This is a genomic window from Spirosoma endophyticum, assembly GCF_900112365.1.
GTDB lineage: Bacteria > Bacteroidota > Bacteroidia > Cytophagales > Spirosomataceae > Spirosoma > Spirosoma endophyticum.
On sequence record NZ_FOLQ01000025.1, the window covers coordinates 1 to 17,212 of the forward strand.

A 17,212-nucleotide genomic window follows, 5' to 3' on the forward strand; every position below is an offset into this window, starting at 1 on the left:
GCGTAGCTCATGAACTCCGCGCTGACCCCGAACCCGCCCACATACTGCCCGGCCGAGGCCTGGCTGCCGCTGCTGGGCGTCCGGTTACCACTGCCGCTCTCGGCTTCCAGACAAATGACTTCGGTTGTGGAAGTACTGCCTTGCTGGGTCACGGTAATGGTCTGGGTGAGGCCACCGCCGGTAACGCTCAGGGTTGCCGACCGGGCGGAGCCGGAATTGGCCGCCGCCGTGAGGGTGAACGTACCGTTATTGCTACCACTGGCCGTGTTCACGCTCAGCCAGCTGGTGCCGTTGGTATTGACACTCCAGGCGACGTTGCTGGATACGGTAATGAGTTGACTACCCCCACTGGTGGAAGCAGACCAGTTTGCCGGACTCACCGACAGCGAATTCGTGATTCCGGCTTGGGTGACAGTGATGGATTGAGTGGTCCCAGCTGGCCCGTTTATGGTCAGGGTGGCGGTCCGGTCGCTGGCCGTGTTGGCCGCCGCGGTCAGGGTAAGCGTGGCTGAGCCATTGCCAGTAGTTGGACTCAGGGTTAACCAGGCGGGAACGGTGGTAATGCTCCAGGCCCCACTGGCGCTTAGGCTGGCCGTGGTCGATCCCCCAGCAGACGGGGCTGACCAGGCGGCCGGACTGACGGAAAGATAATTATCAGTGGTCTCCCCGTATTTGTACAGGGTAGGAAATTGTCCTTTTAGCTGTACATCACTAATGACTCCATTAGCATCTCTTACTTTGATGGTCTGGACTTTGTAGGCGGGGTTCCACATGTTATAGGCCATAATTATTTTACCACCCGCCGTCGTATTGATAATATGGACTAGCGGATGTTTGGCCGTATAGGCAGAAGCGGGCAACAAGGCCGTCCCGGTGATCCAGGTGCTTCCTCCGTCCACACTGATGTCGGGTTTACTCCAGGTCTGACCAACCGTTTGCCGGTTTACCTCATTGGCTTTCCAAATACCCAAATACAGGTAATCGTCAACCCCGTAAAACTGACGAGCGTATACATCAGCCCCCGGATATTGGGTATTGCCATCCTCCTTAATCCAGTTGGACTTATCATCATTGCGGGTGTAATTATCCGAAAAATAACAAACCCCATCCCCAATGGTATTGGAATATAAGCCCGTAAATTCCTGTAAGGAACTGGACTGTTTGACCCATTGGCTTTGCCCACCGGTAAAGGTTATAGCGCCGCCCGTGGGTAGGGTGTGGGAAACCGTCGCAAAGTAGGGGGTCTCATGGAAGCCTTCAACGGTCAGTAAATGCTTCCATTCGGGAAATAGTTTTTTATTAATTTCCAAATCCTGGATCCACGCATACATGTTGGTGGGACTCATATCCTGCGTATACGTTTGTAGACTGGCTATTTTCCAGTCGTCGGCGACACTGGTATTATTGGCGATGACTTTTTGCCAATAGGCCGAAATGTAATTGAAGTTTACCAGGCTGTATCGATCGGTCGCACTGACATTGTATTTAGCATTCCATAACCCAGCATCGGTGCCTCCCGAAGGATCATGAAAAAACCGATCGGTATAGTAAGGTTGAGAATGGTGCTGACCAAACAGCGTTGTGGATCCATTTTGGATAACCCGGTCAAAAACATATTTATAATTGGTTAGCCCCTGGCTGTCAATATTGCCATTCCAAAACTCCCCATCTTGTAGCACGACCCCATAATTGCTTTTACTGCTTAGGTTAGTCCCGTAGGTATCCCAGGCTTGCTGGGTGGTCATGTGGTTGAATTGGTACCCCGCTATACAGCCTGCCTGCGGATAGGGTAAGGTTGAGTTACAGTTATTCCAATTCGTCGCCCACTCCCCATCATTAGCCGTTACGTACCGTTTACTAACCGGCAGATTGGGCATATTTTTAGCGTTCAAATAACTCAGCCCGTAACTCATCACGGTGTTATGGTCCGTGACACTTTTGGGTAACATGCCCGTGTGCAGGTTTATTTTACCATACTGCTCAATGGTTCCCGCCCCAATGGGGGGAATAAGCCCTCCCTTGAAGGTTTGCACTTCCAGGCTATTTTTGTTCCAGTGGAACGTACTAGGTTTTATGATGTAATTCGGCGAATCCGTGTCAAACTTTTTGATGTGGTAAGGCACCTCGATAATATTGGTAAAGCCTTGCGGTGAACCATACAGACTCCAGTCGTTTGGGTTGGTGGTTGTACAGCCACAGTGGTAGGTAAAATCGCCCCCAAACTCATGGACGATGTTTTCAGGCCGTGAGGTCTGAAAGCCGTAATAATTCTGGTCCCCACTGTGATCTTCGTTGATCCACCAGACTTTTTTTGCGTTGACCCCCCCGCACGGTAACTGGTCCCACAGCAGATCCGTTACAATATTCTGGTTCGAACCCGAAAATTGTAGTTTCGCGTGGTATCGATTGATGCTGCCGTCATTGTTATAAATAACATACCCATCTGGGTAAAAGGACCAGGAGGCATCCGTTCCGGCAACTTGGCTATACGCCAGGTTGCTTAATAAAAAAATAAACAGTGTGTAAACTATCTTTTTCATAAAGTTAAAGGGTATTGTTTGCTTAATCTGTAATAACACTATTGGCTGGTAGATACTGGTCAGTTGACCAGTATCTACCGCATCAAATCCTTACGCTTACTACTTGGTTGCGCATTATTCCGATGCCCAAATGAATTCGAAGCCATTCAGTTATCCGCTACTATTGGCTTTCCCCTATTTACTTTGGCTAGAGGCATCGCTGGTGAAACAACAAAAATGGCTTTTAAGGTAGCGGGCTGGTTGTGTTAACCCGCTGAGCTGACAAGGAAAAATGCCGTGCTTTAACGAACGAATAAGCGCTTGGGGCGCGGGGAATAAGTGGTTAGCTTTCTCACTCCTATTTGTGTTGAGACGTGAAAACAACGGCTGTATAATCAGCCATCAGACGTTGCATATTCACCTGATCCGATCATTTAAAGTGATCAGGCGCTACGAAGTCACAAAATCTAGACGTAATTGTTCGGGAGCTGTTAACTTATCATAGGCAAATGTTGTCAGAAGGTGATAAATCGGCGAAAAGGTATGCATTAATTTATATTTTAGCTCCTTATAGTAATAATTTAATATACATTAAATTAGGATTAATAAAGTCGGTATTAATCCGAGTAAAATTTCTTACATTAAGAAGTATATAATAAGGTGTGAAAAGTGATAGGTACTGTGCCGGCGCATAGTCCATGAAGACTTCGGCTGTAAATCACTCTATAAGGTGTTATAGTAAGATGGGCTTTAAACTGGAAGCCGGCGGATTGAAAACCCGCAATGCATGAGCGTATGCGACTGAACGAGTAGACAGATATTTACAAAACCAGTGTCTCAAGAAACGCTCTTTTTCTTGAGATGAAATAAGTTAGTAGTACAAACTAAAACCCTAGTTTGAAGCCGATAATTTTCGCCCGTTTGTAAGAAATACCCCATAACGGGTTTATGCTGTCTATTAGTAGCTGGGTTTATCGGGTATCATCTGCTGCATTTACCCTGGCAGCAATCAATAAGTCTAACCTTAACGCCCCGTCCCGAAGAATTTTTCGCTCCCTATAGTGGTGCAAATGATGATTCAACGAATCTGCCAAGCTAAAACCTTCCACCGTCCTTAATTAACCTATCGATCATTTTCAGCTTGAAATTTAGAGCCTGTTTCGATTTGCCCAATTTTTCATATGATTAATCACCCTTTAACTAATTATATCTCCATGGATATTTTTCGTATTAATGAAAAAATTGATCGTTTGACAACAAATCTGGAACAAACCTACCCATTATTTACAGACCTAACCCAGCCGATCGCACGAATTGCATTAATAATTCTGCCAATTGCAGTTGCCGTTCTTTATAGCAAATTATTTTCCATAGGTTGGTCGTTAATCGAGCCACTTCATTTGTTTGTTCCAGGGAGTGAAACCGAGTACTCACTTGGATACCTTTTGCTTTTTGTGCCACTCATGTGCCTAGTATCTATTTCACTAATTTTATCATCCTGCTGGGCGATTCGCAATCTTAATTTGACAGATAAAAATTCAGTAATTGACCTGATAAGTGCTTTAATTATCCTAATGATTTTAGGCTGGTGTTTACCCACGATAAACTCCGAAACGCTAAAAGTTTTATCCGTCATAACAGCGGACCGAGCAACAGTACTGAGCGCGGTATATTATATTTCGGTAGCCCTAACCTTCGCTTTTTGTCACTGGCCACGCCAGTTACAGGGAAGTAAATCATTTGTATAAGTTAAATACTGAAAAACCATACCAAAACCGGGAAAGGTTTGCCTTCGCAGTCGGGATGGTACTTTTTCCGGTTTTATTTTCAACGTAGAATTTATTATTGACCTAACCAAGAAACGGCGAACTAGGAAAATCGCTATAAAGTGATAAAAATATTGAAAGCTTTTCTTCTCCTACTCGATAAAGTATTCGTTAATAATGGCTACCGACTTATCGTACAGTTCCTCATATTTTTCTGGTGAGTTTGCCTTTAGCTTTTGATTAACAGTAACATGTTCCTCTTCGCTTACTTCATAGGCTATCACTCCGAATCTTTGTGCAATATTTTCTACCGTGTCCTTTCCCCAAATGTCAACCGCGTTACCAGTATTGTCCAAAACAAAGCTATGGACATACCCAAGTTGACTTCCACCGAATAAAGGACTGTATATTTTAGCTATTAAGGCCACTGGTTTGAAATTTCTTAAATAACCTAGAGCCGTTGCAAAAGGATTACAGCTTCTAAAGGTAAAATCAGCGGCAATATGTGCAGGAACGTTTGGTGCTTGCCGCTTCGGAATTTTCGCTAAAAAATCTTTATTAGCCATAATTAGTTTTTGGGCTGTATGTATCCTGGATTCATCGGGCTTTACTCTTAGTGGCAATTTAAACAATTCGCTTTCACTATAAAATCTTGTTACAAGAACGCCTTGGTTTGCTCCTCGTTTCTGAGCTATGGGTTGAATAATATTCTTTATATAAACGGTAAGCGATTGCTTGCCTTTGAAATCATATATTTGACTGGAGTTATTGCCAATATAGACACGCAAAGACTTCATGTTTTCAACGACTTCCTTATCGTTAGTAGGCGACCACCAGTCAACATGTAGCAACCAGCCCGTAATTCTGCGTAAGGCAATCGCGAAATTTACCCCGTCGCTTGTCTCCCAATCTCGAAGGATGTACTCAGGGAACTGTGTAATTTTTTTTACTTGTTTTGCCATTGACGATTAGGGCTATTTTGTAGCATCATTTGATGATACAATACCTGAATAAATGGTAGGAATCTATACACACTATATAGCGAATTAGGTTTGTCATCTTACGGCAATAAGTCACACATTTTTTTGCTAATGAGGTGGACTGCAGGATTTCTTTTACTCAGAGTTATATCACTTGGGGTGTGTCTCAACGCTTAAAAACAAATTGCCTTATCACTCAATAAGGTAGCTGGAACAACACATTTAAAGTGAAAAAACTGATCTCCTTTCATCTTTAGAAGGTGTTGGGGAATTATGTTTGGCAAACGAGCTAAATCCGTTGTAGCATGATCTGAATGTTAGCCAAATACAGCCAACTTACCGAAGAAGATAACGTGTATTCATAATCTTTGACGATCCGTCGAAAGAAATTCGTCAAAGCGATGCTTCGTTCAACGACCCAGCGCTTGGCTACGGGCACAAACCCTCGGGCTGATTCAGGTCGTGAAGCTTTCTCGAAGTCAATACTCCACTCGCCTAATGATTTGGCAAAAACGCCATTATAAGCTTGATCACCTAACACTTTTTCCAGCCGATCGCCGGCTGCCCAGAGTATATCCCTAATTAAAGGAACTGCCGCCGACCCATCACTGTCTCCAGCCGCGTGAACCTGAGCGGCCCATAAGCGGCCTTGGGTATCAACAATCAGTTGGCGTTTGCGGCCATTGACTCGCTTATAGACATCGAGTCCTCGATATTCGCAGATCATTGGACTCAACTTAACACTCTGTGAGTCAATGCATAGAAGAGATGGATATTCTTCTTTGCCAACTCGTCGACGGTCCATTTTATTGAGAGCCAGATTAATTCTCTCAAAGGTTCCATCAGATTTCCACTGATCAAAATAATAATAAACTGCCTGCCAGTGAGGCCAGGGGCCGGTCATATTCCGCCATTGAGTACCTGAGCGTAGTAACCAAAGAATGGCATTGACAATCTGGCGTAAATCATATTGTCGTTTGCGCTTTAGGTTTAAAAAGGGCGAAATTGCAGCCCACTGAGAGTCGGTCAGAACACTAAACTGTTTGGTCACATTCTTGTTGCTTGGTCGCTACAAAAGTGACACGACTCTCAGCTTTTCTCAAATCCCCAACACGCTCTTAGAAACGTGATTCGATGATGACCCTCACCAATGAAGTAAAAGTTTTGACCTGAAAGTGATACTCGATACAGAAAAAAATTACCTGAACCGGGCTGATTCTGTTCAGCGATAGCCTCGTAAAGTTTGGCGAACGGGTCTTTCAGATGGTTTTTACTTTTGCCTTCGGCCATGGCCCAAAACCAATCTAACCAGTTCACCGACCAAGGATGAGTGTATTTAGATGGGTCATACCCTCCATCTGTGACGCCAATAATGCGGTTTAGTTCTACGGTCTCTTCGATTTCTTTATCATTCTCTTGGCGTACTTCTTTCAACTCGAGAAAATAACAGGTGTCATACAACCAGGGGGCTATTGCTTGATTGGGGAAAACTTTGTTAAAAACCCGTTCTCCTCGGGTGTTATCCCGATCGACATTTTGAATAGGCATCTCTACGTGCGGTTAAGGATGATAATCACAGCTTAAATTAAAGGTCTAATTCCGTCGACCCATTCTGATGAATGACATCCCGCCGTCGATCGTAGCGGTCAAGCATGGCTGTGGTGCGATGCTTGGTTTGATTTTGAATCTTTCGATTATCGACGCCGGCATCTTTTAGTATGGTCACGAAGGAGGCCCGTAAGGAGTGTGCCGTATAATTTTTACCTTCTTTGGTAAACATCCGCTTGGTTAATAAATTTACGTAATCATCGGACAATCGCTCAAGTGTCAGCCTTTCCCCTTTGCGAATACGCACAAACAGGGGCCCCTGAGTACGGTCAATGATTGCCAACCAGTCCTGAACGGTAGCCAGAGGACAGTAGGCAGCCTGACGGGCCTTGGCCACGTATTTTTCTTCTTCTTCTCCCGTCTGATTCGTTTTAGAGCCGTTGATCTGGATAAGGATACCGCCTGGTTTTAGGTTTAGGTCCTCAATATTTAAAGCTACCAGTTCGCTACGACGAAAAGCACCGGTAAAGCCCAATAGTAAAATCAATCGGTCCCGAATGCCGGTAGGTGTGGGGGGCAAACCCTGGATAGCCTGGCGAAATTCCTCGATGGTAAAATCAGGGGCTTCTTTCTGGCGAACACTCATTTTTTTCTTTACCCCCTTCATGAACACTTTAAACTGTTCATGCGTGGTCGGTGAATCATGCTCGTTGATTCGATGATATTTAGCGATGCTGGCCAGCCGGCGTTGAATGGTGAAAAAGCCTTTTGACTCCGCCAAGTCGGTCACATATTCAGCCAGCGCCTGGGGTATCGCGGGAAGTGAAGGGTACTCCTTTTGGGTGAACCAATCAACGTAATGGGCCAAATCTGACAGATAGGCCTTCTGTGAATTGATTGACCCATAGAGACCAGCGTGATAAAATTCCCGGGCCTTCTGTTTTTGATCAGGCAGCTCAGCCCCTTCCGCTGGGATAGGTAAATGGGGAGGGGTTGGGGACAGGTCAAATTCCATAGATGTTGTCACTCTGTATCAGGTTAGGCAGCCCAAACGCTTAGCCGGGCTACTGAACGATTAGATCCATTTAATGGAACAGATTAATAGCCATCGGTCGATACTAATTTAGTCAGTTGTCCAAACATAAATGCGTCAAACGGCCGGATTGATTTTGAGCGAAACGCTAAATCTAACGCTCCCAGATACGACAACCGATCTTCGACGAAAACCACACTTTGCGGTTGACGACGATAGAGTTGAACATAGTTCATCAGGAGCCGGGCCACCCGGCCATTGCCCTCCGCAAAGGGATGGATACGAATCAATTCATAGTGCAGTCTAAAAGATGTTTCATACAGTTGCCGCAGGGTTTGCTTCCCCTGAAGACTCGTATTCGTCTGTTTTATCACCTCAAGCAAAGCCTTCTGTACTTTATGCGGCCGTTCATACGAACCACTGGTTCCCATGACCTCGTAGGTTCGCCATTCGCCCAGGCGCGAATCAACTGACTGCAGTAGTTGTGGTGTAAGGCCACCCGTATGGTGCATCACGCACGCGCCAAGTCGTTGCACATCAAGGAGCGACAGGGGTTGCTGATTGATAGCCCACCCGGCAATCAAGTCCTGTCCCTGTTGGTAATCGATGACCATCAACTGGGATGAGGTGAGGACTGAGTTGATCTCGTGCGTATCCAGCAGGGAAGCGATTTGGGCCGGGACTAACCCAGATCCGTCCAGGGCTGTCGAGTAATAGAGCTGGGCGAGGGTCTGTTCTCGAGCAAACGCATCGGACTCCGCTAGCTTGAGCAGGTAGCGGCTTATTAAATCCGGCAACCTGACGGATTCCGTTTGCGGGCTATTCATGTACGTTATTTGGGTTTGCCGATCTAGCTTCCTGGCTTTGCCCCCTTATTATAAAGGAGTCGTTTTGCCTTCTTTAATCTCCTGCTTTAGTTCATTCAGGAGAGGATCTAAGCGACCCGACTCCAGATCAGCTTCGATTTCCTTATCCCACCTGTCAAAATCATGTTCGGTGATCCATTCGGTGAGTGCCTTATACTCGGCATCTGGCAGGTTGGCAATTGCTAATTTAATTTGGTCAAGGTCCATGCTATACTATTGGGTTGATTCGAGCGGTAAACACAAGCTTTTCTGATTCACGCATATTTAATCCTTGCCTAATCGAAAATATGGCTATTCAGTAGTACTGTCAATTTGCGGCAATAAGCGCGCAACTAATGCGACAATTAAAATGCAAATTGACACCAGGTGTTCAAATATACCGGCAATATAACAAACAAATGGTTACCTACGATAATAAAGCCTTATCGTAGGTAACTACAACTAAAGTTGTAGTTTAACTGCTTACCTTAAAAGGCTGGCTGTACCCTGGGTGCCTATTGAATTGTCTTATCAAGTTACCCTTTCTAGGATTCGGTTTCCTATATTTAGGGTATTGTAGAAACTTAATGAGTGTTGACCTTATAAGTTGGCTGACAGGGCCCAAAACAAGTGGGGATAATAACACTGACCAGAAAGGCAATTATTAGAGAAAAAGTTAATACCTCAGAGTACGTTGGCTCAACGGTACGATTTACTAACTGAATAGCATCCATCACCAAAATCCACGTCAGCACAAAGGCAGAGTTAAAGGCAGGAGAAAACTTACTTACGTAAAATCTAAAATGAAATTTATATATAACTATAACTACAGGTATAGTTATATTCACAACTGTTTACGTAGGAAAGGACCAACCTATTCCTAATCAATTTTATTTTCAAATTTTGGAATAAGTCCTTCATGATGTAAAGTCGTAAGCATGTCTAAGAAGATGTGATTCAATTTACGCTCGGCGATACTCGAAACTCTCTTCGCTTTTTTAGATTCCATTTCATAGGGGTTATATCCCGTATTGTCTTCTGCAAAGAACCATTCAGGATTCATTTTATAATTCTTCATGTAATGAATGAAAAGCAGTAAAAATGAATTCAGGGAGATGTCACAATCTTTCTCAGAGCGATATACCAAATTTTGGCTCATACCAATTGTGTCTGCCATTTCAACTTGACTTAAACCAGAGTCTTCACGGATTCGCTCAAATCTCATTGCAAAATTTGATTTCCATTTTTTTACTTCTGAATCTTTGTTCCTTTTCATAAAATTTACCAAATAGACAAATTGTATTAACTAACTAATGTTAAGAGTCTTAATAAATGTCATCTTCTGCTTAACAGCCAAATGGTATTCCACTACAGCTAGTAATGTAACAAATATACATAAAAACAATGTAGCTATTAATTTATAATGTAAATTAATAGCTACATTTAATCTAAAATACATTTTCTATTCTAAAACTCATCCTCATCCTCATCCTCATCCTCATCCTCAACCTTTGGCTTTTTGGTTGATGTACTTAAAACAGGAACAACTTTTGGCATTTCTTGACTTGCAAGCAAACTTTTAATTTCTTTACTGATGCGGCTATAATTAGCTTTTACTTCCTCATCAGTAACAGTATTGAATGACTCTATTTCTTTACGATCAATGGGTTCAGGCTCAAACTGAGTGCGTAAATAGCTAACGTCACTCTCAACTATCTGGCCAAAAAATTCACCTTTTTTCAAATCGGTTACTTCCTGTACAGTTACACGATCTCGATTTATCAGACTATATGAATTAGATTTAGTGTTTGAAACTTCGTTCAAACGTGCCTGACCGACTGATTGACTTCGTTGCTCAACATATTCTTTACCCCAAATCCGGACAACATACTGAGCCGATGGTTCATGGGGCATACGTCCATAAAAACGGTTCGAAAGCGTATTAAGTATGGCGTCCTTTTGGTGCTGTCCATACATTTCTTCTAGTTGAGAAAAGTCCTGAACACCGGCTAAGGTAACTATTTTATTTTCTCGACCCGTAGCGGGAAGTGTTGAGAAATCAGGAATAAATAAGGTAGGGGCTTCATCTAAAACAACAAGTGAATCAAGCTTACCTTTTTGATTTAATTTTTTGATAGTAGTAGTTACAATTAAGGCAAGTACAGGCCCATACACAGACCGTAAGTCAGGGTTATTACCAATGACCAATATTTTCGGGTTATCTGGATTATTTAGATCTAGCGTAAAATCATTACCAGATAATACATAAACAACAGAGCGAATATTAATCTTACCTAAAGCATTTTGTAAAGTAGAAATTACGCCCGCTAATTGTTTACCCGCACCTTCATCAACTGCTGTTTTTATACTAGCCACTGAGGTAGCTACTTCCTCATTTTGGCAAATTAAAGGTAATACTTGTTTTACTGGTTGCGCTGCTAAACGCATAACGTGAGGTAAGGTACAGAACTGCGGATACTCTTCTCGCAGAAACCAAATAATACCTCCTAAGTAGGCTGTTGCATTATCGCTAAAAAAATTATCTTCGCCCTTAATTAAATTTTTCATAACAGCTTCTGCTGCGCTTCCCGCATGACTCTTGGTCACGATTATATCAGGATGAATCGGATTTACGCGATGAGTGCGGGATAAATCATCAAAATTAATATAGTATTTATTAACTTTTTCGTTTTTAGTTGCTGCGTTAACAACGCGTGCAAACGTTGGAAACTTAAAATCATAGATCAATCCTGTAAAACCTTTTTCTACGGCTTGGGTAATAATCGGTTCAATAACGCTAAAACTTTTACCAGCACCTGGGCCAGCAGCTACCAATATACCTGCAAAAGGATTTGTTATTTTAATTAATCCTTTACTAGTTTTAAGACCAAATACGTACTCTTTAACTTTTATGCCGGTTTTCGTCACTTGAGAAGCAGTTTGAATTTCTGCTCTGGAGTTACCTTCCATTCTCCTATAAATAATAAAACCTGCCACAAGTAGCCCCGCGCCGCCACCTGCTACATCTGAAAACATTCGAGGAAAACCAGCTAGGTTAAAAAGAAACTTGACCAATGCACCAGCTACAAGATAGCTAAATAATGGAATAGCTATATACCCAAAAAGTTTCCCTACAATTACACCAAAATTAAACATGAGTAAAATTGTTTTTTTCGTTGAATAACATTAATAACCTATTTCAAAATCCTGTACCTTCTCAACGTTTCGACTTTTAGAAGGTACCCTTTCATTTTCTCTTTGAATCACTTTTTCGTAATCTTGTTGTTTACCATTCTTAATTGCGTTACAATAATCATACGATTCTTCAAGCTTTCGTTCATAAGTAAAAAGTTTATCAAAAGTTTGTTCGGTAGCGCGATAAAAAGCATCCCGACTAAATATTATTGGGTTGTTAACATTCGGGCAAAGATGAGCAGTTTGTTCCTGTTTTTGGCGTTTAAGTTCTGACTCTAAAATATATCTATTCTCTCTGCCTTCGCACCGGGAAACAATAATATGAATATGGCGCTGGTCACCTTCTTTTAATTGACCTTTCTCTGCTAAACCTTCTTTTACCTCTGCGTCTAATGACGTATATTTCCGCTCGTGCTCAATCTTTGCATACCACACTAAATCTTTGCTTTCAACTCCCCTACTCTCTCCTTGATAATTACAAAATCCAGAAGCATAATTCTCCATTGCTGAACGGGTGAATTCTTTTAATTTTCCAGAGTCATTTCCGATTTGTGCAAGTTCTGCCTGACTAGGCGCAATAATTATAGAAAAAAAACGATCCTGGTTCTTCTCTATTTTTTGACTTTTTGCATTGTTGTCAATTTGTTGTATCACTTCCCACTTATTGCATTTATCCCTGTCTACCGAAAAAAAATACTCATTTTCTGTAGACAAACTACTTACATTCTCTTTCTCTAGATAATTAACTAACCTAGCAGAACTTCCCTTGTTAGTTGCTTCGACTGGGCTTGCAAATTTTGTTTGCATCTATTCATCTAGTTTTAAACCAGTTATTATTTTTTTTACATTAGCATTCACTATTCTTAAATCAGAACGTCGCGGCATTCCCTCTGTACCTGCTATATCAAAAATCGCTTCTTTCATCGGAATTAACAACTTTTTTTCTTGCTCTTTTATAAAGCTAATTAATCGCTTATCCAGAGCTTTTATTGCGTCAGTGGGATTGTCGGCTTTGGGGTCGCGGGGGTCGGCTTTGGTCACCTTAAAGTAGTTGACCATTGCGGCAAACAAGGCTGTATTATTTAGGCCGTAGGCATTGGCTAGCTGTTCAAAATTAGCGAAGTCGTGTTCGCTTGCGTTGACTGTCTTGTACTTAGGCATAGAGCAAATAGTTATGTGTATAGTTAGTCAAAGGTTTGATATTCAATTTCTTACAAAAGAAATAGTTATTAAGTAACTACTTTATTTACATTAATTATTTATAACTATCTGATTATCAGTAGAGACTCCGTATGGCAAGAGGAAGAAGGGTATCAAAGACCCCTTCCCTCTTGCTAAATTTTTTAAAAATTGTCTTTATGCCGAACCCGTAGGGGAAGGCGATGTAAATAGCTGTGTACCAACTCAAATAATCGGCTCTGGCACTACCATGTATGTAACTCAGTTGCTCCATTGCTTTGTACTCGTTGCATATGGAGAAAACTAAAGGAGCAGAAAAGAGACCGATAGTAAGCAACTATGCTAGATTTTATAGTTTTATTGGTGTTCTAAGTAGAATATGGTATTCTTACATCTTTATCTCAATTAGAGATTGTAATGAAGCATTATATTTATTCATTCAAATAAGGGTTTTACAGGTACTTGAAATATTTGTTTCCTTTAATCCATACTAAAGATGTTTTTGATGAATGCGATACAAAAGGCCTTAATTGAAAAGAAACCTGCTGAAAAAGGAGGAGCAATAGCTGAAGAAAGATTTGGCTATCAAAAAGATTGGGCAATTTGTAAATTATTAGAATTGCATAAAAGCGAAAATGATTATTTAATGATATTTGAGTATCATGATGATATTGTTGTTTTAGATAGTTGTGACAATCCTGGTTTAGTTTCTTTTTATCAAATAAAAACCAAATCTTCTGGCAATTGGACAACTAAAAATTTATTAGACAAAAGAAAAAAACTAAACTCTTATTTAGGTAAACTATTCTTAAATAAATTAAATTTTCCAGAGTTCGAAAGTACTTTGAATTTTGTTTCAAACGCCCGATATAGCATAGAACTTAATAATTCATCACACAAGAGTTTAGATTTTCCTAAAATTTGTGTTACTGACTTATCAAATTCAGAATTGAATTATATTAATAGTAATTTATGTAGTGAATTATCTAAAGATAAATTAGAAATAGTCGATACTTTCTTCCATGTATCAACTATTCCAATACAAAATTCAGAAGCATCATCAATATCAGCATTGGTAGATTACTTTGAAAAATTTACCAGTGATGAAGGAATTCCTAGGATACAACCTCTTCATGAGACTTTAATTAATGAAATTAGGAGAAAATCAAAATATACATATGAAGTTAGTAGTTTTGAGGAATTAATGAAATATCGTTCCTTTTCTAGATCTGAATTTCACGATATATTAATGTTGGCTTTAAAAAAGTCAAATATTGACCTAAGGAAAATTCAAGAAATGATAATTAATAGACTTAACAGTGAAAACGCAAGTATAAAAAATATTCAATATTTTTCAAAAAATAGCAATCAATATATTATTGATAAATTAAATATAATGAACTTACTTCTAAAAAAACTTGAAAAGGGTGTTAACGAGATTATCAGTACTATGAGTGATAATGATTTTGACCAAGCACTTTTACCATGTGCAGAAATGATTTATGAAAAACTGATTAACAAATATACACTTGGTAATACACTTGAAAAATCATATATTATGACTGTCATTTTGTTTCAAATTTATGGAACCTTCGAACTTTAAGCGATTAGTTCGCATATTACGAACTGAAAAAAAATATGAAAAGCTTTTGTTTATCAGAAATGCTAATTTACTCGGCAAAGGAGAGGAAAGCAAGGAGAGTTCCATTCAATCCGAATTTAACAGTAATATTAGGGAAAAACGACACAGGTAAATCTGTACTTATAAAAAGTATATATCACACATTTGGTGCAAATGTCAAATTTGATAGCACATGGGATAATGCAGCTACGTGTTCTTTGGTTAGATTCACGATAGATAAAAAACCATATTCCATCTTACGTTGGGGAAAGATTTTTGGGTTATTTGGCGAAAACGACTCCTTAATAGGTATTTATGAAAGTATATCTAAAGAACTGGGGCCAGTTTTGGCAAAATTATTTGACTTTGGATTAGTTTGGAATGATAGACAAAACGATACAAACGTTTTACCGCCAGCTTTTTTCTTGTTACCTTATTATATAGATCAGGATAAATCTTGGGCAGATAATTGGAATGCCTTTGAAAATTTATCACAGTATGACAATTGGCGAAATGCCGTTGTTGAGTATCATACTGGCTTAAAACCAAACGAATATTATGTGGCAAAAACTGAATTTGACAAACTTAAAGAAGTTGCGGCAGAGAAATCAAAAGAAACTAAAATGATGAAAAGCTTATTAGACAACACCAATAAAAGCATTTCTTCAGTAGATTTCAGTATTAGTATAGATATTTTTAAGAAAGAAGTAGATGAGTAAGTTAAGTTAAGTTCATCCCTTCAGAATAATCAAACACAATACAAAAACACTCTCACAACTCTTTATTCACAAAAAATTAACTTAGAAAGTCAGCAGAAGGTAGTAAGTTCGGTCTTAAATGAAATAAAGAAAGATTTACGATATTCCGTTGATGTATTAGAAGATATAGTTGAATGTCCAACTTGTGGCGCTCATTATTCTAATTCAATAAAGGAGAGATTTGCTTTCGCTGAAGATGAGCATAAATGCCTCGAAATATCTCAAAACATTTACGAAGAAATAATTAAAATAATATCAAAAATTAGATTGGAAGAAGAAAAATTAAAATCTATTTCAAAAGAAATACAAAATATTAATGAAGTATTAGCTGTAAAACATGGAGAAATTGCGCTTCGTGATATAATAGAGAATGAAGGTAAGCGTCAAGTAAAATCAATCTTCTCTTCAAGAATAGAGGAAATGTCTGATGAGTATTATAAAATATTGGAAAATCTTTCTGATTTAGAAAATAAGATTAAGCGTTATTTAGATAAAGAAAGAAGGGAACAAATAGTACAAGAATATCGGAGCTTAATGAGAAAATACTTGTACTTATTAAGTGTCAAGCTTTCAGAAAAAGATTACGAAAGAATAGATAGTAAAATTGGAGGTTTGGGGAGTGCAAAACCCAGAGCGCTGTTAGCGTACTATTATTCTATTTTAAATATCATTAAAAAATATGGTTCTTCGGCTCTTTGCCCTATCGTTTTAGATGAGCCTGATCAGCAGGGACAAGACGACTTAAATATGCCGATCATATTAAATTTCATTAAAGAAAATAAGCCTCATAACTCACAATTAATTTTGGGGTTACAAGATACAATGGGCTTAAATTTTGAAGGATCAGTTTTTGAAATAAAAGAAAAGTTTAGTGTTTTAACTGAGGATGATTTTGAAAGTGTCCAGATTGAAATTACACCGTTGATAAACAAGGTTATTGTGATTAATAATGATTTATTTGGTTCTATATAATTGATAAGTTAGTAATGCTAGACCATGTAAACCATTAGCTTTAGACGCTTGCCGAACTAGCAAAGTTACCGTAATGTTAGCCATCCTATAATACAAGCAATTAAGGCGCACTTTTTCCGAAAAGTATAGGGTAGCCAAGACTACCTCTGTAAGACTTAGCTGGCGTTTTACGTAAACTTTACGATTACGGCTCATTTGTTTCAATCTTCAGAATGAACGGTTAGGCCATCCGAGCCATTACAGTGAAGTGAGTAGGCTTCCAGTTTGGCCGTAGTTATTACAGGACGTTTTAGATTTCGTTCCAAAATAAGAGTTGGACATGAACTTGTTAGAAAGCTGGCCAAAATGTTCCGTAATGGCTAGGCTGGTAATGCATCCGTTTGCAGGTTGGAAAATCTATTTGTTAGTTTGCTTATGCCGGTTTCTTCGTCCAATGCTTTATATAAAAATATCCTTTAAACGTCTCCGCTATTAGCCTCGCTAATGAGTTGCAAACGCCATTTTTCAGGCTGTTTTTGTAATTCTTAGATATTTTCTTAATCTAATTCCTTAGGACTAGATTAAATAGTTTTCTGTCTCATGTAAAAGGCTTGGTATGTTTATACTACTAAATACTGAATAGATTCCACCATTTACAGCCATTCAGCTCACTAGTATTATAAATTAGGAGATGGTGTATTATTGGGCCATTTCCTAATAAACAGCGTTATTCATCTTAACTTATTTTGCACAAAACGTGTCGGATATGATTCCGTTTGCTCGTGGCATGTGTGACATAGGGTTCGCCCATTGTTTA

The 17,212-nt window shown here is 39.9% G+C and carries 15 protein-coding genes; 4 read left to right on the forward strand and 11 right to left on the reverse strand.

Annotated features, from left to right (window positions below; genetic code table 11):
* The coding region (locus BM202_RS31260) for a BACON domain-containing protein (RefSeq protein WP_143100811.1) at positions 1–2,540 on the reverse strand (2,540 nt) is incomplete at its 3' end.
* Positions 2,541–3,733: 1,193 nt separating this feature from the next.
* Between BM202_RS31260 and BM202_RS31265 the strand changes: the two genes are divergently transcribed.
* A complete protein-coding gene (locus BM202_RS31265; RefSeq protein WP_093833658.1) occupies positions 3,734–4,267 on the forward strand; it encodes a hypothetical protein in 534 nt (177 codons plus the stop codon).
* A gap of 170 nt (positions 4,268–4,437) precedes the next feature.
* Here BM202_RS31265 and BM202_RS31270 read toward each other — a convergent pair whose 3' ends face one another.
* The 10 genes from BM202_RS31270 to BM202_RS31315 form a co-directional block, all read right to left on the reverse strand.
* A complete protein-coding gene (locus BM202_RS31270; protein WP_093833660.1) occupies positions 4,438–5,247 on the reverse strand; it encodes a hypothetical protein in 810 nt (269 codons plus the stop codon).
* A gap of 307 nt (positions 5,248–5,554) precedes the next feature.
* Positions 5,555–6,316: an IS5 family transposase gene (locus BM202_RS31275; protein WP_093833662.1), complete on the reverse strand. Its 762-nt coding sequence runs from the start codon at positions 6,314–6,316 to the stop codon at positions 5,555–5,557.
* 38 nt (positions 6,317–6,354) lie between these two features.
* Positions 6,355–6,813, reverse strand: a complete 459-nt coding sequence (locus BM202_RS31280) for a hypothetical protein (protein ID WP_093833664.1) — start codon at positions 6,811–6,813, stop codon at positions 6,355–6,357.
* Positions 6,814–6,850: 37 nt separating this feature from the next.
* On the reverse strand, positions 6,851–7,828 hold the full coding sequence (locus BM202_RS31285) for a site-specific integrase (protein WP_093833666.1): 978 nt from the start codon (positions 7,826–7,828) through the stop codon (positions 6,851–6,853).
* A gap of 83 nt (positions 7,829–7,911) precedes the next feature.
* Positions 7,912–8,673, reverse strand: a complete 762-nt coding sequence (locus BM202_RS31290) for a Fic family protein (RefSeq protein ID WP_093833668.1) — start codon at positions 8,671–8,673, stop codon at positions 7,912–7,914.
* A 48-nt stretch (positions 8,674–8,721) separates the two neighbouring features.
* The gene (locus BM202_RS31295) at positions 8,722–8,919 is read right to left on the reverse strand and encodes a hypothetical protein (RefSeq protein ID WP_093833670.1); all 198 of its coding nucleotides are present in this window, start codon (positions 8,917–8,919) and stop codon (positions 8,722–8,724) included.
* Positions 8,920–9,571: 652 nt separating this feature from the next.
* Positions 9,572–9,967 carry a helix-turn-helix domain-containing protein gene (locus tag BM202_RS31300; protein WP_093833672.1) on the reverse strand — a complete coding sequence of 132 codons (396 nt, stop codon included), beginning with the start codon at positions 9,965–9,967 and terminating at the stop codon, positions 9,572–9,574.
* 191 nt (positions 9,968–10,158) lie between these two features.
* A complete protein-coding gene (locus BM202_RS31305; protein ID WP_093833674.1) occupies positions 10,159–11,847 on the reverse strand; it encodes a type IV secretory system conjugative DNA transfer family protein in 1,689 nt (562 codons plus the stop codon).
* Positions 11,848–11,877: 30 nt separating this feature from the next.
* Positions 11,878–12,693, reverse strand: coding sequence for a DUF5712 family protein (locus BM202_RS31310; protein ID WP_093833676.1), 816 nt, complete (start codon positions 12,691–12,693; stop codon positions 11,878–11,880).
* Positions 12,694–13,047, reverse strand: coding sequence for a BfmA/BtgA family mobilization protein (locus BM202_RS31315; RefSeq protein WP_093833678.1), 354 nt, complete (start codon positions 13,045–13,047; stop codon positions 12,694–12,696).
* Positions 13,048–13,570: 523 nt separating this feature from the next.
* Between BM202_RS31315 and BM202_RS31320 the strand changes: the two genes are divergently transcribed.
* The 3 genes from BM202_RS31320 to BM202_RS31330 all read left to right on the forward strand — a co-directional run bounded on the left by BM202_RS31320 (position 13,571) and on the right by BM202_RS31330 (position 16,416).
* Positions 13,571–14,668, forward strand: a complete 1,098-nt coding sequence (locus BM202_RS31320; RefSeq protein ID WP_177236754.1) for a dsDNA nuclease domain-containing protein — start codon at positions 13,571–13,573, stop codon at positions 14,666–14,668.
* A gap of 35 nt (positions 14,669–14,703) precedes the next feature.
* Positions 14,704–15,405 carry an OLD family protein gene (locus BM202_RS31325; RefSeq protein ID WP_143100812.1) on the forward strand — a complete coding sequence of 234 codons (702 nt, stop codon included), beginning with the start codon at positions 14,704–14,706 and terminating at the stop codon, positions 15,403–15,405.
* 306 nt (positions 15,406–15,711) lie between these two features.
* Positions 15,712–16,416 (forward strand): hypothetical protein, encoded by a 705-nt coding sequence (locus BM202_RS31330; RefSeq protein ID WP_093833684.1) that lies wholly within the window; start codon positions 15,712–15,714, stop codon positions 16,414–16,416.
* Positions 16,417–17,212 lie beyond the last annotated feature (796 nt).

Bases quoted from the DNA above. Each gene is read 5' to 3' on its own strand.
- BM202_RS31265 (WP_093833658.1), top strand. From the start codon at position 3,734: ATGGATATTTTTCGTATTAATGAAAAAATTGATCGTTTGACAACAAAT.
- BM202_RS31270 (WP_093833660.1), bottom strand. From the start codon at position 5,247: ATGGCAAAACAAGTAAAAAAAATTACACAGTTCCCTGAGTACATCCTT.
- BM202_RS31280 (WP_093833664.1), bottom strand. From the start codon at position 6,813: ATGCCTATTCAAAATGTCGATCGGGATAACACCCGAGGAGAACGGGTT.
- BM202_RS31285 (WP_093833666.1), bottom strand. From the start codon at position 7,828: ATGGAATTTGACCTGTCCCCAACCCCTCCCCATTTACCTATCCCAGCG.
- BM202_RS31290 (WP_093833668.1), bottom strand. From the start codon at position 8,673: ATGAATAGCCCGCAAACGGAATCCGTCAGGTTGCCGGATTTAATAAGC.
- BM202_RS31295 (WP_093833670.1), bottom strand. From the start codon at position 8,919: ATGGACCTTGACCAAATTAAATTAGCAATTGCCAACCTGCCAGATGCC.
- BM202_RS31300 (WP_093833672.1), bottom strand. From the start codon at position 9,967: ATGAAAAGGAACAAAGATTCAGAAGTAAAAAAATGGAAATCAAATTTT.
- BM202_RS31305 (WP_093833674.1), bottom strand. From the start codon at position 11,847: ATGTTTAATTTTGGTGTAATTGTAGGGAAACTTTTTGGGTATATAGCT.
- BM202_RS31310 (WP_093833676.1), bottom strand. From the start codon at position 12,693: ATGCAAACAAAATTTGCAAGCCCAGTCGAAGCAACTAACAAGGGAAGT.
- BM202_RS31315 (WP_093833678.1), bottom strand. From the start codon at position 13,047: ATGCCTAAGTACAAGACAGTCAACGCAAGCGAACACGACTTCGCTAAT.
- BM202_RS31320 (WP_177236754.1), top strand. From the start codon at position 13,571: ATGAATGCGATACAAAAGGCCTTAATTGAAAAGAAACCTGCTGAAAAA.
- BM202_RS31325 (WP_143100812.1), top strand. From the start codon at position 14,704: ATGAAAAGCTTTTGTTTATCAGAAATGCTAATTTACTCGGCAAAGGAG.